Origin of the sequence: Ruegeria arenilitoris (assembly GCF_013032855.1) — a bacterium.
GTDB classification, from domain to species: Bacteria; Pseudomonadota; Alphaproteobacteria; order Rhodobacterales; family Rhodobacteraceae; genus Ruegeria; species Ruegeria arenilitoris.
Window position 1 is genome coordinate 965634 of sequence record NZ_WQDA01000001.1, and the last position, 18085, is coordinate 983718.

General features: G+C 59.6%; 17 protein-coding genes. 6 read left to right on the forward strand and 11 right to left on the reverse strand.

Annotation, left to right across the window (positions count from 1 at the left end):
• Nucleotides 1-54 precede the first annotated feature (54 nt).
• Nucleotides 55-2034: an AsmA family protein gene (locus tag GOW72_RS04685; protein ID WP_170365511.1), complete on the forward strand. Its 1980-nt coding sequence runs from the start codon at nt 55-57 to the stop codon at nt 2032-2034.
• 30 nt (nt 2035-2064) lie between these two features.
• On the opposite strand, the gene GOW72_RS04690 is transcribed toward GOW72_RS04685, so the two are convergent.
• From GOW72_RS04690 to GOW72_RS04705, 4 genes are read right to left on the reverse strand one after another with little or no spacing between them, the layout of a single operon-like run.
• Complete coding sequence (locus tag GOW72_RS04690; protein ID WP_170365513.1) at nt 2065-3561, reverse strand: phosphomannomutase/phosphoglucomutase; 1497 nt, start codon at nt 3559-3561, stop codon at nt 2065-2067.
• A gap of 15 nt (nt 3562-3576) precedes the next feature.
• The gene (kdsA, locus tag GOW72_RS04695; protein WP_170340066.1) at nt 3577-4410 is read right to left on the reverse strand and encodes a 3-deoxy-8-phosphooctulonate synthase; all 834 of its coding nucleotides are present in this window, start codon (nt 4408-4410) and stop codon (nt 3577-3579) included.
• 5 nt (nt 4411-4415) lie between these two features.
• Nucleotides 4416-5990, reverse strand: coding sequence for a KpsE/RkpR family capsule polysaccharide export protein (locus GOW72_RS04700; protein WP_170365515.1), 1575 nt, complete (start codon nt 5988-5990; stop codon nt 4416-4418).
• Nucleotides 5968-6627 carry an ABC transporter ATP-binding protein gene (locus GOW72_RS04705; RefSeq protein WP_093964707.1) on the reverse strand — a complete coding sequence of 220 codons (660 nt, stop codon included), beginning with the start codon at nt 6625-6627 and terminating at the stop codon, nt 5968-5970. The genes GOW72_RS04700 and GOW72_RS04705 overlap by 23 nt, the downstream gene beginning before the upstream one ends.
• A gap of 234 nt (nt 6628-6861) precedes the next feature.
• Here GOW72_RS04705 and GOW72_RS04710 point away from each other — a divergent pair, with 234 nt between their 5' ends.
• Both GOW72_RS04710 and GOW72_RS04715 read left to right on the forward strand, forming a co-directional pair.
• Complete coding sequence (locus GOW72_RS04710; RefSeq protein WP_170365517.1) at nt 6862-7449, forward strand: uracil-DNA glycosylase family protein; 588 nt, start codon at nt 6862-6864, stop codon at nt 7447-7449.
• The gene (locus GOW72_RS04715; RefSeq protein WP_170365520.1) at nt 7442-8230 is read left to right on the forward strand and encodes an SseB family protein; all 789 of its coding nucleotides are present in this window, start codon (nt 7442-7444) and stop codon (nt 8228-8230) included. The genes GOW72_RS04710 and GOW72_RS04715 overlap by 8 nt, the downstream gene beginning before the upstream one ends.
• A 52-nt stretch (nt 8231-8282) precedes the next feature.
• Here GOW72_RS04715 and yghU read toward each other — a convergent pair whose 3' ends face one another.
• The gene (yghU, locus tag GOW72_RS04720; RefSeq protein ID WP_093964710.1) at nt 8283-9161 is read right to left on the reverse strand and encodes a glutathione-dependent disulfide-bond oxidoreductase; all 879 of its coding nucleotides are present in this window, start codon (nt 9159-9161) and stop codon (nt 8283-8285) included.
• Between the two features lie 241 nt (nt 9162-9402).
• Between yghU and GOW72_RS04725 the strand changes: the two genes are divergently transcribed.
• Nucleotides 9403-9921: a YHS domain-containing (seleno)protein gene (locus GOW72_RS04725; protein ID WP_170364746.1), complete on the forward strand. Its 519-nt coding sequence runs from the start codon at nt 9403-9405 to the stop codon at nt 9919-9921.
• Between the two features lie 56 nt (nt 9922-9977).
• On the opposite strand, the gene GOW72_RS04730 is transcribed toward GOW72_RS04725, so the two are convergent.
• Nucleotides 9978-10583 carry a J domain-containing protein gene (locus GOW72_RS04730; RefSeq protein ID WP_244952319.1) on the reverse strand — a complete coding sequence of 202 codons (606 nt, stop codon included), beginning with the start codon at nt 10581-10583 and terminating at the stop codon, nt 9978-9980.
• A gap of 229 nt (nt 10584-10812) precedes the next feature.
• Nucleotides 10813-11679 carry a methylenetetrahydrofolate reductase [NAD(P)H] gene (gene metF, locus GOW72_RS04735; protein ID WP_170365524.1) on the reverse strand — a complete coding sequence of 289 codons (867 nt, stop codon included), beginning with the start codon at nt 11677-11679 and terminating at the stop codon, nt 10813-10815.
• 94 nt (nt 11680-11773) lie between these two features.
• On the opposite strand from metF, the gene GOW72_RS04740 reads away from it, so the two are divergent.
• Complete coding sequence (locus GOW72_RS04740) at nt 11774-12679, forward strand: LysR family transcriptional regulator (protein WP_170365526.1); 906 nt, start codon at nt 11774-11776, stop codon at nt 12677-12679.
• A gap of 108 nt (nt 12680-12787) precedes the next feature.
• The gene (locus tag GOW72_RS04745) at nt 12788-13573 is read left to right on the forward strand and encodes an inositol monophosphatase family protein (protein WP_170365528.1); all 786 of its coding nucleotides are present in this window, start codon (nt 12788-12790) and stop codon (nt 13571-13573) included.
• Nucleotides 13574-13649: 76 nt separating this feature from the next.
• Here the strand turns inward: GOW72_RS04745 and bhcD are convergent, their stop codons facing one another.
• The 4 genes from bhcD to bhcA are packed head-to-tail and all read right to left on the reverse strand — an operon-like array spanning nt 13650 to nt 17998.
• Nucleotides 13650-14636 (reverse strand): iminosuccinate reductase BhcD, encoded by a 987-nt coding sequence (gene bhcD / locus GOW72_RS04750; protein ID WP_217358087.1) that lies wholly within the window; start codon nt 14634-14636, stop codon nt 13650-13652.
• Nucleotides 14637-14650: 14 nt separating this feature from the next.
• The gene (gene bhcC / locus GOW72_RS04755; RefSeq protein WP_170365534.1) at nt 14651-15814 is read right to left on the reverse strand and encodes a 3-hydroxy-D-aspartate aldolase BhcC; all 1164 of its coding nucleotides are present in this window, start codon (nt 15812-15814) and stop codon (nt 14651-14653) included.
• A complete protein-coding gene (bhcB, locus tag GOW72_RS04760; protein ID WP_170365537.1) occupies nt 15811-16797 on the reverse strand; it encodes a beta-hydroxyaspartate dehydratase BhcB in 987 nt (328 codons plus the stop codon). Before bhcB ends, bhcC begins: the two co-directional genes overlap by 4 nt.
• Before the next feature lie 10 nt (nt 16798-16807).
• A complete protein-coding gene (gene bhcA / locus GOW72_RS04765; RefSeq protein ID WP_170365538.1) occupies nt 16808-17998 on the reverse strand; it encodes an L-aspartate--glyoxylate aminotransferase BhcA in 1191 nt (396 codons plus the stop codon).
• Nucleotides 17999-18085 lie beyond the last annotated feature (87 nt).

Here is an 18085-nt window from a genome sequence, read left to right on the forward strand (position 1 = left end):
CACGCGAGGAACATCGAAGCTGAGGCAAAAAGCCGGCAAGGCAGAGAGCAAATCATGAAGTGGCTGATACGCATTCTATTCATTCTGGTTGCGGTCGCGGGGCTGGTGATCGGGGCGTTGCTTTTGATGCCCGGCGACAAGCTGGGCAAAATCCTCGCCGAACAGGTCAAGGCGCAGACCGGACGTGAACTGACGTTGTCCGGTGATGTCCGCCTGTCCTTTTGGCCGGTTCTGGGAATGGAAACCGGGCCGGTTACGTTTGGGAACGCGCCTTGGGCCAGCTCAGAACCGATGCTGAGCGCGCAAAGCCTGGCAGTTGGCGTGGATGCCTCAGCGCTGCTGGCGGGGGATGTGCGTATCCGGCGCGTCGTGGCCGAAGATCCGGTCTTGCGGCTGGAGCTGTCACAAGGGCGGGGCAACTGGGAAATGTCGGCGCCGCAAACCGGAGCGTCAAACACGGGCTCTGGCAATGCAGATGCGCCCGCACCCAATTCTGCGGCACCAGCCGAGACCGGAACCGTGACCCTGGACCGATTGGAGCTCAGCAACGCGCGTCTTGTTTATGTGGAAAACGGTGTCCCTCAGATGGACTTTTCCGGGGTCGATCTGAAGGCCAGTTGGCCCGATGTCACTGCGCCGATGAAGATGAGCGCTTCAATGCCGGTGCCCGGTGGCGCGGTTGAGGTTGATCTGGAAATTCCTGATTTACCTGCCTTCTCCAGTGGCGCGGTGACGCCATTGGTTCTTGGCCTGACAGCGCCGGGCGGAGAGATCAGCTTTGACGGACGCGTCAACCTGGCCGGTGAAATGGACGGCAAAACTCATGTCCGGACTACAAACACCGACGCGATGCTAGCCGCTTTTGGTCAGGGTGGGGTGTCAGTCCCCATGGGACTTGGACGGGTCGCGGATGTGTCCGGCCAGATGACCTACACCAAGGATGGGCGCATTTCCTTGCGGGATATGCGGGCAGTTCTGGATCAGAACAGTTTTGACGGTGCCGCAGATATCGTTATCGCGAGCCCACCGAAGATTACTGCGCGGCTGAGTACTGGTGACCTTGACCTGACGCAGGCAACGGCCGGCAGCGCGCCCAACAGCGGCGGCACGGGCGGAGGAGGCAAACAAGCGGTCGAAGGCTGGTCCCAGGCGCCGATCGACGCGTCACCCCTTTCGTTGGCAAATGGAACGATCCGGTTGAAAGCCAATTCGATCGCTATTCCGGATATGACCTTTGGCCCCAGCGATCTGAGCCTTAGTCTGGATCGGTCGCGTGCGGTTCTGAAAATGGAACCGGCCACGCTGTTTTCCGGAAAGCTGACCGGAGAAGTCGTGGCCAACAACAGAAACGGACTGTCGGTCGGGGGCAACCTGACCGCCACCGGTATCGACCTCAAGCAGGCTTTGACCACCTTGGGCGGTATCGAACGTCTGTCCGGTACTGCGTCCGGAACGTTGCAATTTCTGGGGGTGGGGCAAACCGAAGCCCAAATCATGCGCTCACTCAGCGGCAAGGGCAGCCTGGACGTCGGCAAGGGGGTGATCGCCGGGTTTGATCTGGATCGTTTGATGGGGCGCGGCGAAGGCAGTGGAGGAACCACCGTCTTTAACAGCCTGACTGCCACCTACACGATTCAGGACGGCAACCTGACGAACAACGATCTTCTGATGCAGCTTGACAATTTCCGGGCCGACGGTGCGGGCCGCGTCGGGCTGGGCGCGCGCGATATCGACTATGTGTTCACGCCGGTTGCGCTGCGGGCGAACGGGGGCAATGGCATTGCCGTGCCCGTGCGGATCAAGGGGCCGTGGAGTGATCCGTCGATCAAGCCCGACCTGAGCAAGGTGATCGAAGCTGCGACGGAAGAGAAGCTCAAGGAACTGGAGCAGGACGCGAAGGACAAGGCGCTGAAGAAGGTGGGAGAGGAGTTGAATACAACCATTTCCGACAGCGAACAGGTCGAAGACGCGCTGAAGCAGAAGCTTGAAGATGAGGCCAAGAAGAGTTTGCTGAAAATGCTCGGACGGGATTGAGAAAGGGGCGCTGCAGCGCCCCTTATTTGCTCAGATCGTCTGGTCGTAGTCGCCCACACCCGGCTCGGTGCGGATCACGGCATCGATATCGGCGAAAATTGCCCGCATCTCATCTTCGCTCTCGCTGCTTTCGCAGACCACCACCAGGTTGGGCGTGTTCGAAGACGCCCGGACCAGGCCCCAACTGCCATTGTCGAGGATGACGCGGGCACCATTGACGGTCACGACTTCCTTGATCGGCCGACCGGCCAATGTTTCACCCGCCTCTGCCTTGGCAACGAGCTTGTCCACCAAGCGGGCGAGAATGTCATATTTTTCGGTATCGGCAGCATAGGGCGACATGGTCGGGGTCGACCATGTCTTGGGCAGGGCGCGACGCAGATCGGACATGCTCTGTCCCGGATTGCGGTCCATCAGTTTGCAAATTTCCACCGCGACCCGCATTCCGCAGTCGTATCCACGCCCGATTGGCTCGGCCAGAAAGTAATGGCCCGACTTTTCGAACCCGGCCAACGCGCCGATTTCCTTCACGCGCCGTTTCATGTGGCTGTGGCCGGTTTTCCAGTAATCCGCCTTGACGCCATGGGCCTGCAGTTCGGGATCGCTTGCAAACAGGCCGGTCGATTTAACGTCGGCCACGAAGGTCGCGCCGGGATGCAGCTTGGCCAAATCGCGGGCCATGATGACACCGACCTTGTCGGCAAAGATCTCCTCGCCCTCGTCATCGACCAAACCGCAGCGATCGCCGTCTCCGTCAAACCCAAGCGCGAGGTCCGCCCCGCTGGCTTTGACGGCGTCTGCCATGTCGTGCAACATCTCCATCGCTTCGGGGTTCGGGTTGTAGTTGGGGAAGGTGTAATCCAACCGGTTGTGGCTGGGTACGACCTCGACGCCGATCCGCTCAAAGATCTCGGGGGCAAAGGCAGATGCGGTGCCGTTCCCTGTCGCGCACACCACCTTGAGGGGGCGCGACATTTTGAAATCACCGACCAGATCGTCGATATAGGCCTCTTTCACGCCGTCCACGAATTCATAGGACCCGCCGGGGCGTGCCACGCCTTCGCCGTTCAGCACGATATCGCGCAGCTCGGCCATTTCGTCAGGGCCGTGGGTCAGAGGACGGTCAAAGCCCATCTTCACCCCGGTCCAGCCGTTGGGGTTGTGGCTGGCCGTCACCATGGCGACCGCGGGAACATCCAGGTGGAATTGGGCGAAATACGCCATCGGGCTCAGCGCAGGGCCAATATCCTTGACCTGGATACCGGCCTGCATGAGGCCCAGAATCAACGCATTCTTGATCGCCAGAGAATAGTCGCGGTAGTCGTTGCCGACCGCGATCAGCGGCTCGATCCCACGCTTGTGCATCTGAGTGCCCAAACCAAGACCAAGAGCCGTCATCCCCGGCAGGTTGATCTCGTCCGGGTATTTCCAGCGGGCATCGTATTCACGAAACCCGGTGGGTTTGATCATCGCATCGCGCAGAAAGCTCCAGGTGTTCGGGGTCACCTCGGGGATTGGTTTGGTCATGGAAAATCTCGATCGTTAAATCTGAACTGGGTTGGCCTTGGCCAGGGCATCGAAACGCATCAATGTGTCAATCAGTTGGCCCATTTGGTCCAACGGGATCATATTCGGCCCATCAGACGGCGCCGTGTCCGGATCCTGATGCGTTTCAATGAATACGGCACCGACGCCCAGGGCCACGGCCGCGCGGGCCATTACCGGTGCAAATTCCCGCTGCCCGCCGGACGAGCCGCCTCGGCCACCGGGCTGTTGAACGGAATGGGTTGCATCCATGACAACCGGATACCCGGTTTGCGCCATTTGCGGCAGGGATCGCATGTCGGCGACAAGCGTATTGTAGCCAAACGAGGTTCCGCGCTCGGTCAGCAGGATGTTGTGGTTGCCCGTGCTTTCGATCTTTTCGACGATGTTTGGCATTTCCCAGGGGGCCAGGAACTGACCCTTCTTGACGTTGACGGCCTTGCCTGTTTCTCCGGCTGCCAGCAGCATGTCTGTCTGGCGGCAGAGGAAGGCCGGGATTTGCAGAATATCCACCGCCTCGGCCGCGATGGCACATTGCGCTTCGGTGTGGACATCCGTCAGGACCGGAATACCCATCGTTTTGCGAATGTCATCCAGCACCTTCAGCCCGGCCTCGATCCCCATCCCGCGTTTCCCGGACAGGGACGTACGGTTGGCTTTGTCATATGAGGCCTTGAACACATACTGTGCCCCCGCGGCTTCACAGGCTTCTTTCATCCTTCCCGCGATCATCTGTGCGTGATCCGCCGTTTCAAGCTGGCAAGGGCCCGCGATGATGGTCAGCGGAAGGTCGTTGCCAACGGTGACGTTGGCTATTTTTACATGTTTCATGAGCTCTACGAGGATACCTGTTCACGAAGGACTGACGTAGTCAGCGAAATCATCAGGTAGATACCAGCAAACAACAGGAAAGCCAAAATCGTATTTTCGAACTTTCGCGGATAGGTGGGCTCCTGACTGGCGACCGGGTTCACGGAAACGGTGAGGTATCGAACCTTGCGGTTGGCCTCGGTCCGGGCGGTTTCCATTTGCTGCATGGCCGATTGCAGCATCATGTCCCGTGCGGCCAGATCGGCCTGTGCCATCTGGATCCGAACGCTCAACCGCGCCAGCGAGTTTTCGCCGGCGGAGGCGTCCAGCATCTCGGCATTGAGCTCTTCGAGCACGGCCTCAAGCCGGTTGATATCGGCTTGGACACCGTCGACCTTGGCTTTGTTCGGCCGAAGGTTGTCCAGCAACGCCGCCAGCTCCAATTCCTTGTCTTGAAGCTGTATCTCGATCTCGTTGATGCGGGCGCGCAGCCCGGCAATCACGTTTTCGGGGTCCAGAACGGCACCCTGCAACTGCAGTTCGATCAGCGCTTCCTGGGCTTTGCGCCGTTCTTCCTGAGCATCCTCGAAGGACTGCAGAGCGTCCCGCATCTGATCTTCGCGCTTAAGCTCGGTGAGGCCGTTGATCTTTTCTTCGGCGTAGGAGATCAGCAGATTTGACAGGTCGACGGCGGTGTCCGGGTCGGGTGCTGCAACCTCCATCCGGATGATACCGTCGCTGGGGTCATAGCCGATTGTGACCATGCGCTTGTACAGTTTGAACGCCTCTTCCAGCGTGGCGTCCTGAGGCAGTCTTTGAATCGGATCTATCCAATCCTGCTTGAAAATCTCGGCAAAACCAGTGTCCCGTTCCAGACGGTTGAGCGCATCCTTGGATTCAAGGAACTCCTGGGTCGCGACCGAGTCCTGCGTGGTTGCGTATTGCGTCCCGGCCAAAAGCCCGCCGATCTCACCAGCGCCACCATCTGCCTGTAGAATGGAAAACGCGGACTCGCTGGCGTACATCGGAGTGGCTATGCGATAGAAGTAATAGCCGACAATAATCGTGGGCAGCAGAACAAAGGCGAATAGACGGGCAAACAGACCAAACAGCTTTCGTCTGCGCCGACGGGCGATGTCCTTCTGAATCTGGCCGATTTCGAATTCGCGCCGCTGTGCCGGGCTCCATTCGGGGCCGGGAAGGGTCTGTTGCTTTTCTTTCACCGTTTGCGGCAGCTGGATCGTGACCTTGTCTTTTGGCTGGTCTTCCGCATCCGCGGTATCGGAAGAACCCGCCGCAAAATCCAGAAGGTTGGAGCGCGGAAACGGATCGATCCCCTTTTTTCGTAGCAGACGCACGGCATCGTAGTCCGACGTCGCAGCCAGACCGTGTTTCTGCGCCATGCGTCGGGCTATGCGCAGCTGACGACCGGTCAACCCTTCTTTCTTGATGGCATCCAGTTCAGTTCCGGCCGGGGCTTCCTCGGTCGGTTGGGTTGCTTTTCGGATGCGCGAAATCGCCTCGGCACGCGCCTCGACCGTGCCTTCGGCCTGCGAGGCATGGTTCGGGTCGTATTTTTTAACCTTGGGTTTGGTAGTCATATAGCTGCGTCGCCTCTTCCAAAGAGTCAAACATATGAAGCTGCCCATCCACAAGCACAGCGGCCTGGCGGGCGAATTTTTCGAGGGTTTTGGGATTGTGTGACACAATCACCAAAGTCGTGGTTCGCAAGCGTTCCTGCAGGATTGAACCCGCTTTTTTATTGAATTCGACATCGGTGGTGGCAGGCATACCTTCGTCGATCAGGTACATGTCGAAATCTAGGGCCAGCATCAACGAAAAGGTGAAACGGGCGCGCATGCCGGCTGAGTACGTCGCCAAGGGTTGGTTGAAATACTCGCCCAAGTCGCACATCCAGCTGCAGTAAGCCTCGACATAGTCGGGGTCCATTCCATAAATCTTGGCGATGTAACGGGCATTCTCGAGCGCGGACATCTTCTTGGAAACGCCGCCGGCAAAGCCCATGGGGAAAGACACCCGGCACTCTCGGCGGATCACGCCTTCGTCGGGCTTTTCGAGCCCGGCCATCATGTTGATAAGCGTGGTTTTTCCGGTGCCGTTCGGGGCCAGAACGCCAAGTGATTTTCCCAGCTCGACCCGGAACGAGACCCTGTCCAGGATCACCTTGCGGCGAGTCCCGGTCCAGAAGGACTTGCTGACATTCTCGAACTCAAGCATTCACGGCCTGCTCATGTTTTTGCTTTGGGTGCGGCCACCGGTGGCTGGCTTACGGCCGGATGTTCTAACGCTCCATGTTGGCCACATTATGTCGAAATATGAAACAAATGTTCAATGCGCGTTCGAAACGCCTAGCCACAATTGTGACGCACAAAGCCGACAACTGGATCGGTTTGAGGGAACGACTATGATCCATCCCAGGATTGCAACAAGCGCCAAAGGGCAGGAGATCAGGTGAAGCCACTTGCGGAAGAAATCAGATCGTGCCGGTTGTGCGCCGACCGCTTCGCTGCGACTGCGACCGCGCATCAGCCGCGCCCGGTGGTGTGGTTCCGCCCCGGTGCGCGCATCCTGATCGCAGGGCAAGCTCCCGGGGCACGGGTCCATGAGAGCGGCCGACCATTCACCGACCCCTCAGGCGACCGGCTGCGGGATTGGCTGGGGTTGGAGGAAGGGCAATTCTACGATCAGGCGCGGGTTTCGATCGTTCCGATGGCGTTTTGTTTTCCGGGGTACGATGCGCGAAAGGCGGACTTGCCGCCGCCGGCGATCTGCAAGAAGACCTGGCATCACAGGGTCATGAGTGAACTTGGCGATGTTCCGTTGACCATCCTTGTCGGTGGGCACGCGCATAAATTCCATCTGGGCGTACAGATCTCGGTGACGGATACGGTGCGCGATTGGCAACAGCATGCGCCGCGGGTAATTGCCTTGCCTCATCCGTCATGGCGCAATACGGCATGGCTGAAGAAAAATCCCTGGTTCGAAACGGACCTGCTGCCGGTGCTGCGTGCCCGGGTCAAAGAGGTGATGGATGACTGACACGACCGCGCTGGACATTGCGCATGCCCAGATGGAGGCCGACCCTCAGAACGATGCCGCGCGGCTGAGGTTTTTCGAACGGCTCGCGGACAATGAACTGTTTCTGTTGCTGACCGAAGAGGCGCGAGACGAAAACATCTCGCCCGAGCTGTTTGACGTTGCTGATGGCCGTTTTGTGCTGGCCTTTGACCGCGAAGACCGACTGGCGCAGTTTGCGGGCCGTCCTGCCCCATATGCCGCTCTGTCCGGGCGGGTTCTGGCGGGGATGCTTGCAGGGCAGGGCATCGGGTTGGGGCTGAACCTTGAGGTGGCGCCGTCGTCGATGCTCATCCCCGCCGAAGCGTTGGGCTGGCTTGCGGAAACCCTCAGCCATGCCCCGCAAGAAGTGCATTCCCGTCTGACGGAGTTCCTTCCGCCCGCGGGGTTGCCAGACATTCTGCTGACGGCGCTGGACACCAAACTGGCCACAGCTTCAGGTCTGGCCTCCACCGCATATCTCGCCGGAACCCGCGCCGAGGGTGGCGGGCAGGGTCATCTTCTTGGTTTCGTTGACGCGGTCCCCGGTGCCCAGACGGCCTTGGCCAAGGCGGTGTCCGAAGCTCTGACATTTTCGGGGATTGAGGCTGGTGCCTTGGATGTCGGGTTTTTCGCGGCCAGCGATCCTGCCGCCGCAGCATTGGCGAAAGTGGGCCTGCGATTTGATATCCCCGAGCCAGTGCGCGCCTCCGGGTCCCGACCAGCGCCCGGAAGCGACCCGGACAGCCCCCCGATCTTGAAGTGAAGTCGAGGCTTCGGCGCAGGGATGGTTTGCTCCCCGCGCCAAATGAACAAAGTTATTCGGCTGCTGTTTCCAGCTTGTCCTGCGTACGGGTTTCGAAGTCGCTCGCATCATGCCGTTCGCGCAGTTGGGTGTGCAACTCTCCGAATGCGCGGTTGACCATGCGGCCTCGCTTCACGGCCGGCCGCGCGTCAATCTCTTGCGCCCATCGCATGACGTTCTTGTAGGACGCGACATCAAGGAATTCGGCCGCGTCGTACAAACGACCCAGAACCAGTTGCCCATACCACGGCCAGATCGCCATGTCGGCGATCGAGTAGTCCGAGCCAGCGATAAAAGCTTTGTCCGCAAGTTCGCGGTCCAGAACATCCAGCTGGCGTTTGGTTTCCATCGCAAAGCGGTTGATCGGGTATTCCCATTTCTCTGGCGCATAAGCGTAGAAATGCCCGAACCCACCACCCAGATAAGGCGCGCTGCCCATCTGCCAGAAAAGCCAGTTCATCACTTCGGTGCGCTCGGGACCGGATTCGGGCAGGAATGCACTGAATTTTTCGGCCAGATGTACAAGGATGGAACCGCTTTCGAACACCCGTATCGGTGTTTCACCCGAGCGGTCCATCAGAGCGGGGATTTTCGAGTTCGGGTTGATCGCGACAAAATCCGAGCCGAACTGATCGCCGTCACCAATATTGATCAGCCATGCATCATATTCCGCGCCTGCGTGACCCAAGGCCAAAAGCTCTTCCAGCATGACCGTCACTTTCACCCCGTTTGGCGTTGCAAGCGAATACAACTGCAAGGGATGTTTGCCGACGGGCAATTCCTTGTCATGGGTCGCCCCTGCGATGGGGCGGTTGATATTCGCGAAACGCCCTCCGCTTTCACTATCCCATGTCCAGACTTTCGGTGGCGTGTATGTGGTGGTGTCGCTCATCTTCTGCCTTTCGTCCCAGAGCCGAGCCGCGCCCGGCCCGACAAGAGTTAGTGTTGCAGAACAAGAACGCCAACCCCCGACGTGGCGGCTGTTCTGTAACAATTGCGGCAAGACTGCTCACGTTTGCTCGTCAATGGTCACAGCGGCGTTAACGGGTCTTCGCCGACGAAGGGAATTGCTTATTGTCTCTGCAGACAGCCACTCTGGCCCTGCAACCCGTCAAGACACGAGGACATGAAACATGAACAGATTTGCTCTGACCTTTGCTGCTGCAATGGCGTTGGCCGTGCCCGCCTTTGCCGGCCCGCAATATGTCGATGGGACCGGCTTCGCCGTGTCCGGATATGATGTGGTGGCCTACCGTGGGCTTGCACAGTCGCCGATTGGACAATCCCAGCCAGAAGGCGTGCGCGGACGGTCGGATATCACTGCGGATTACAATGGGGCGACCTGGGCTTTTGCGACCGAAGAAAACCGCGCGAAGTTCCTTGAAAACCCCGCGTTCTATGCGCCGCAATATGATGGCCATTGCGCCTATGGCGTGTCCAAGGGTGGCAAGGTTCCCGGCAACCCCAACCTGTGGCGGATCGTTGACGACAAGCTGTATCTGAACATCACCGATGTCGTGGTCGGTTTTTGGGAAGAAGACGTCCCGGGCAACATCAACCTGGCTGAGGGGAACTGGCCGGGGCTCGAAGGCAATGACGCCTCGACCAACGTGATCCCGAAATTCACGTCCGAAGGCCCGATCGCGAACTGACGTGACGCGCGTTGCAGGCCCGGCAGACCCGCCGGGCCTTTTTCAATTTTGGGTCTTCAACAAGCCTGCCAGAACTGTTCCCGAGTGGCCTGATCCGCCTCGAACCGGATCTTGACGCTGCGCGCGCCGGGAAACTTGCGTTCTCGAATGGTGTCGGGAACAACGACCTCGCCCGCTCCGCCATTCTTGGCCTGGAAGGACAGTATTTCGGTTTCGACCGTCCGAAAGCCGGCCAGAACGGATGTCGGTAGGGCAACGCGGTTTTCACCTTCGCAAACCGGCGTCGCAACGAAATAGGTCAGGTCGCGGCCATAGCATCCGATCGCCTCTGGTACATGGTCCGAATTGCGCGTCGATAGCGGGCAATCTTCCGCGCTGGTCTCGCCAAAGGATAGGGCGCGACTTGGATCGAGCAGCTTCAGGCAGGCGGAAATATCCTTCTCGTCCAGCTCGATGATACGCTTTCTGAGTTTCGGGCGTCGCGGTTGGGCCGGCCCGGCGCCTTTTCCTGCCAACCCGTTTTTGCGCAGATAGTCATAGGCCGACTTCGCCTGCGCAAACTGATTGCAGTCGCCGCCTGTATGGTCGGGATGTGCATGAAAGGCGATGTCACGCCACGCATTCCGGATGTCCGATGCGGTGGCGGTCTGATCAAGGCCCAAGACGTGCAGTGCTTCTACGCGAGCCTGAATTTTCTCGACTGGCTCCATACCAAAATCACTCGATAAAACAACTGGCACCTATTGTCCGGAGCCTTGAGTTTCTGTCAAATTATCCTGTGAATTGGTGGGCTTGGCGAGGACAGTGCGCCGTTGCAGGGGGAATTGTTCGCACCTTGCAGCGGGCCGCAGGGGGCAATCCCCCTTTGGCCTGTGCAAATGCAAGGAACAGTCAGGCGACGTTTTGCAGATCGGCTTTGGGCGTGATCCCAAGGGCAAAACACACATCGCGGGTCAGTTCGGGGCGGTTCAGCGTATAAAAATGCAGCTTGTCCACGCCTTCATCGATCAGGTCCGAACACAGTTCGGTGCACAGCGCGGTGGCCAACAGGTCGTGCCGGTTGTCACGGATCGCTTTGTCAAAGGCCTGATCGACCCAGTCCGGCACCTGGGCGCCACAGCGTTTGGCAAATTTCTTCGCACCGGCCCAGTTCTCGATTGGCAGGATGCCCGGCACGATCGGCTTGTCGATCCCGGCCTTGCCGCAGGCATCGCGAAAGCGCAAAAAGGTTTCGGCCTCGAAGAAGAATTGCGTCAAAGCCTCGTCTGCGCCGGCGTCCAGCTTGGCTTTCAACCAGTCAATGTCAGCCTGTGCATGTGGCGCTTCGGGGTGAATGTCGGGATAGGCACCGACGCGGATGGTGAAACTGCCCGTTTCCGCCAGTGCTGCGATCAATTCGACCGAGTGGGCGAACCCATCGGGATGCGGGACGAACCGTTCCTGCCCCTTGGGTGGGTCGCCGCGCAACGCAACGATGTCAGTGACGCCGGCCGCGGCAAAGCTGTCGGCTATGGCCAAGGTCTCGCCGCGTGAGGCGTCGACACATGTAAGATGGGCCGCGACTTTCAATCCCGAGGATTTGTGCAACGTCGCCACCGCATCGCGGGTCAATTCACGGGTGGTGCCCCCCGCTCCATATGTGACCGAGACAAAACGGGGTGCCAGTGGCGCCAGTGTCTGGACCGTATCCCACAGGCGAAACGACGCTTCGAGCGTCTGAGGCGGAAAGAATTCGAAGGAAATCTCGGGCTGGGTCATGGCAGTCTCGCAGGTTGTGTTGCGGCTCTTGTGCCATGGAGTTCTTTGTGAGACAAACTCATATTATTCAAGAACAACATGAACGACGCGAAAGATGCATATCGAATTTCGACACCTGCGCACGATCAAAGCCATCCATGAATGTGGTGGGTTGGCCCGTGCGGCGGATCAACTGAACATCACGCAGTCGGCGCTCAGTCATCAGATCAAAGGGCTGGAGGATCAGGCCGGCGTCGAGCTGTTCCTGCGCCGGTCGAAACCGATGAAATTGTCGGCCGCTGGGCTGCGCCTTCTGCGTCTGGCCGAGCAGATTCTGCCGCAGGTCGAAGCGATGCAGGAGGAGTTTTCCTCGCTGCGCGACGGGCGCACGGGGCGGATGCACATCGCGATCGAATGCCACGCCTGTTTTGAATGGCTGTTCCCGGTGCTCGAGGCCTTCCGCAAGTCTTGGCCGGATGTGGATGTCGATATCCGGCCGGGTCTGGCCTTTGATGCGCTGCCCGCGCTGCAGAAGGAAGAGGTCGATCTGGTCGTCTCCTCGGACCCCGAAGACCTGCTGGGCGTCGAGTTCATCGAACTGTTCGACTACAATCCTGTTTTTGTCGCCGCCTCGACCCACCCTCTGGCCGCGAAAGCGTATATCGAGGCCGAGGATTTTCGCGGTCAAACGCTGATCACCTATCCGGTCGAACGCACGAGGCTTGATATCTTCAGCCAGCTTCTCATCCCGGCCCGCGTTGAGCCTGCTGCGATCCGGCAAGTCGAGTTGACCGCCGTGATCCTGCTGCTTGTGGCGTCAAACCGTGGAATATCCGTTCTGCCCGACTGGGTGGTGCGCGAGGTCAAGTACAACTCGGACTATGTGACCCGCCCGCTGACCAAGGATGGCATCACGCGTCGGCTGTATGCCGCGGTGCGTACCGAGGACATGGAAAAACCCTTTGTGCAGGAATTGGTCAAGCTGGCCAGCCTAGAGGCGCGCAAGCTGCAGCAGCAATAAGGTTTTGGCCACGCGGGAAACGGCATGCTGCTATGCGCATCATTCCTCTTGGCAAGGGGGCGTTGCGCCAGTATACGCGCGGTTTGACCGGACAGGAGCCTCGGAACTATGGTTGGCAGTGCAAATCTCAACATCATGATCAAGGCCGCGCGCAAAGCGGGCCGATCGCTGGTAAAAGACTTTCGCGAAGTCGAGAACCTGCAGGTGTCGATGAAGGGCGCGGGCGATTTCGTCTCGAAGGCCGACATTGCAGCCGAGAACATTCTGAAAGAAGAACTGCTGGGCGCGCGACCCACCTACGGTTGGCTGGCTGAAGAAGGTGGTGTGATCGAGGGCGAAGACCCGACCCGGCGTTGGATCGTTGATCCTTTGGACGGGACGACCAATTTCCTGCACGGCCTGCCACACTGGGCGGTTTCGATCGCACTTGAACACAAGGGCAAGATCGTCGCGGGCGTCATCTACGATCCCGCGAAGGACGAGATGTTCTTTGCCGAAAAGGGCGAGGGTGCCTGGATGAACGACATGCGTATCCGCGTGTCGAGCCGCAGCCGGATGATCGAATCGATCTTCTCGACCGGTTTGCCGTTTGGTGGCCGCTCGGACCTGCCGGCCACGTTGCAGAACCTGGCCCGTCTGATGCCCGCCTGCGCGGGTGTGCGCCGTTGGGGTGCAGCTGCGCTGGATATGGCCTATGTTGCCGCTGGCCGCTACGAAGGCTTCTGGGAGCGTCGCCTGAACGCCTGGGATCTGGCCGCCGGCATCATCATCGTGAAAGAAGCGGGTGGGTTCGTTCAACCGTTGAACCCCGAAGGCAGCATTCTGTCTGACGGGGAAGTGATCTGCGCCAACGAACCGATTTTCGACCAGTTCGCCAAGGTGATCCGCGGCTGATCCGCCTTTACGGCGGCTGGAAACGACCAGAACCAATTTCTAAGTTCGCGCGGCCAAATTGGCCGCGCGTTTTGTTTCAAAGCCGTACAGTACTTGCCAGACCTGCCTCGGAGGCCAGCCGCGCGGCCACGGATGCCACGGCCAGGTCCTGTAACCCAACACCGGTCCCATCGAACAAGGTGATCTGGTCAGCCTTTGTTCGGCCGGGATGATCGCCATTAATGACTGCTCCAATCGGCGTGATGGCGTCAGGATCCAGCGCGCCCGAAGCCACGGCGTGTTGCGCCTCACCTATAGTGACGGACTGGGCAACCTCGTCGGTGAAGACCTGAGCCGAAGCAACCAGTTCGGTGTCGACTTCCATCTTGCCCTTCGTGTCGGTGCCCATGCAGGCCAGATGCGTTCCGGGCTTGATCCAATCGCGCATCAACAACGGTTCGAACGCCGATGTGATCGTGATGATAACGTCGGCCTGTGCCCCCAGTTCCCGCTGCGAGACGGATTCGAAATCCAGTCCGATGTCCTGCGCGACGGCGGCCAGTTTCGGAAGCATTTCGGGATGGGGATTCCATGCCACCACCTTTTCGAATTCGCGTTGCTCGGCGGCGGCGCGCAACTGAAAGGCCGATTGATGGCCCGCGCCGACCATGCCAAGCACCTTGGCGTCCGTACGGGCCATGTGCGCGACCGACACTGCCGAGGACGCAGCCGTGCGGATAGCCGTAAGATAGTTTCCACCGACCAACGCGGAAGGCTGTCCGGTATCGGGATCGAACAGGATGACGGTGGATTGGTGGTTGGTCAGTCCGCGATTGGAGTTTCCCGGCCAATAGCCACCAGATTTGACACCCAGAACCAAGCCTTCGGCGTCAAAGCCGGATTTGAACCCATATACGGCGCCGGCATGACCCAGCCCTTCGCGGATGACGGGGAAGTTGCGCGCTCCGCCGCGTGCCATCGCTGAGAACACGTCTTGGATTGCGTCAAACGCCAGCTTGCGGTTGACCAGCTGCTTGCATAGGTCTTCGCCAACGATCTGTATCAGATTGGTTTCAGCGTTCATCTCGTCCCTCATGATCAAAACGCCTTGCCGCGAGCAGAGACCGGCCACAGGGTCTCGACCCTTCCGTTGCGCACGCCGACATACCAGTCGTGCACGTTGCAGGTCGGATCGCAGTGCCCGGGGACCAGACGCAACTTGTCGTTCACCCGCAACACGCCGTTGGGGTCGCCGATCACACCGTGTTCGTCCGAACATTTCAGGTATTCGACATCATCGCGGCCAAAAATCACCGGCAAACCGCTGTCGATCGACTGTGCCTTGAGCCCTGCGTCACAGATCGCCTTGTCCCGTTTGGCGTGGCTCATGACGCTGGTCAGAATGAACAAAGCGTTTTCCCATTCGCCCCGGTCGATCCTTTGGCCATTCCGGTCCAGAATCCGCCCATAATCGGCATCCATGAACGCGTAGGATCCGCACTGCAACTCGTTGTAGACGCCCGAATTGCTTTCGAAATAATAGGATCCCGTCCCGCCGCCCGAGACCAGTTCGCACTCAATCCCATCCGCCTTCAACCCGTCGACAGCGTCCCGCACCATGGCGATTGCTGCATCCAGTTTTTCCTTTCGCGCGTCATAGCTGTCGAGATGTTGCATCGCGCCCTGATAGGCTTGGAGGCCGGTGAACTTCAGGTTCGGTGCCGCCTCAACTGCGCGGGCAATGGCAATGACGTCAGCCGTACTGGTCACGCCACAGCGCCCCGCGCCGCAGTCGATCTCGACCAGGATCTCCAGCTGCGTTCCGTGGGTCTGCGCCGCAGAGGACAGCTCGGGCACATTCTCGATGTCGTCCACGCAGACCAGTGTTCGCGCGCCCAGCTGCGGCAACCGAGCCAAGCGGTCAATTTTGGCCGGATCGCGCACCTGGTTGGACACAAGGATATCCTTGATCCCGCCACGCGCAAAAACCTCGGCCTCCGAGACCTTCTGACAGCACACACCAACTGCGCCGCCCAGTTTTTCCTGCAGGCGCGCGACGTCCACAGACTTGTGCATCTTGCCATGCACCCGATGGCGCATGCCGTGCGCTTTGGCGTAGTCGCCCATTTTGCGGATGTTCCGCTCCAGCGCGTCGAGGTCCAGTATCAGGGAAGGAGTCTGGATTTCGCTCTCATCCATGCCGATTGCCGCGGGGATGTCGAAGCCGACGTCCAATTGATCGATGTTCACGGGTCTGTTCATCCTTCTCCTCCTTGCCCGGCCAGCCAGGGCAGCTTGTCCAAATCCACATTGCCGCCGGTCAGGATCACGCCGACGCGTTTGCCTCGAAAAACCTCGGGGTTGTTGAGAATGGTTGCCAACGGAACGGCCGAAGATGGCTCAATCACCAGTCGCAGGTGTTTCCAGGCCAGTTTCATGGCCGCCACGATTTCGTCTTCGGAGGCCGTGAAGATGTCGGCAACGTTCCGCGACACGAAGTGCCAAGTGTTTTCCTTGAGCGGAACCAGCAGGCCGTCGGCCACCGTCTTGGGTGCGTCGTCGGCGATGATCCGACCGGCTTTGAAAGATCGGTATGCGTCATCAGCCTGCTGAGGTTCCGCGGCATAGATCGCGACATCAGGGGCCAGATTTGATACTGTCAGGCACGTGCCGGACACCATACCGCCGCCGCCGATCGGAGCGATAACGGCATCAAGCCCACCTGTTTGTTCCAGCATCTCGGCCGAGCACGTGGCCTGTCCTGCTATGACACGCGGATCGTTGTAGGGGTGCACGAATTCGCCACCCGTTTTGGCCTGCACCTGGGCAAAGGTCGCTTCGCGCGATGACGTCGATGGCTCACATTCGGTGATCGTGCCGCCAAACCTGCGGACCGCGTCCTTTTTGGCCTGAGGTGCGGTGCGCGGCATGACGACGTTGCAGGGAATGCCGCGCCGACCGGCCGCATATGACAGGGACAGTGCATGATTCCCGCTGGAGTGGGTGCAGACGCCCTTGCCGGCGATCTCGTCGGGCAGTCCAAATACCGCATTGCAGGCGCCGCGGACCTTGAAGGCTCCGGCCTCCTGCAGGTTCTCGCACTTGAAAAAGAGCCGTGCGCCGGTTTGTGCGTTCAGATACTCCGACGACTGAACGGGTGTACGCCGGATATGTGGTTTGATCCGTTCATGCGCTGCGCGCATGTCGTCGATCGTCAGCTCTGCAGCCGAAAGAGTGTCCAACATACCGATCTCCTCAGGCTGCTGCGCGCGAGCGGTTGGTGCCGTTCGCACGGAAGTATTCCTGCGCTGCCGCCACGCCGCTGCCCAGTTGTATCGGGTAGTTCAGATCGGCCATCGCCATCTCGATCGTGGCGAGGCCGGACAGAACCATGACGTCCGTCAGGCTGCCCAGGTGACCGATGCGAAACGCCTTGCCGTTCAATTGGCCCAGGCCGATCCCGAAGGACACTCCATAGGTGTCATAGGTATGGTTAGTCAGGACATTGCTGTCGAACCCATCGGGCACATAGACTGCGCTGACAGTGTCCGAGTAGAGGTCCGGCGATTGAGCGACCAGGCTCAATCCCCACGCGTCGACGGCCCGACGCACGCCTTCAGCCAGACGGAAGTGACGGGCGTAGACGTTGTCCAGGCCTTCGTCAAACAAAATGGACAGGCTTTCCTGCAGTCCGCAGATCAGTTGCAGCGGCGGCGTGTAAGGAAACACGCCCGAGGCATTGGCGTCCAACATGTCCCGAAAGTCGAAATAGGTGCGGGGCAGCCGCGCACCATCCATCGCTGCCAGCGCTTTGGGGCTGACGCACAGGATTGCCATTCCAGCGGCCAGCATGAACCCCTTTTGCGACCCCGAAACCGCAATATCGACGCCCCAGCCATCGAATTCGAACGGCATCGAGGCCAGCGAACTGACGCAATCGACCATCAGCAGGGCAGGGTGCGCCGAGGCATCCATCGCCGATCGGACCGACTGTATATCCGATCGCACGCCGGTGGCCGTTTCATTGTGCGTCACCAGAACCGCCCGGATGTCGTGGTTCCGGTCGTCGGCTAGGATCGACTGAAACCGTTCGGCAGGTGCCCCGCTGCCCCAAGGGCAATCGATGACTTGCACGTCCAGCCCATGCCGTTGGCAAAGGTTGATCCAGCGATGGCTGAATACGCCATGACGGGCCACAAGAACCTTGTCGCCCGGGCTCAGTGTGTTGCTGATCGCAGCTTCCCACCCACCCGTGCCGCTGGATGGAAAGGTCACAATCTGACCCGTGGTCGACCGGAAGACCTGCTTGAGGCCCTCGAGTACCGGAGCAAAGGCCTGAACGAAATCCGGCGCGCGGTGGTCAATGGTCTGGACCTGCATCGCGCGCAGGAGGCGATCCGGGATATTCGTCGGGCCGGGAATGAAGACCGGGTTTTGGTTTGACATCATCATGTCCTCCGCTTTGCCCCAAGTCTGTCTCCGCGTCGGCGGTGATGCAATTTTCTTGAAAAATATTTTCATTATTCTGCTAAA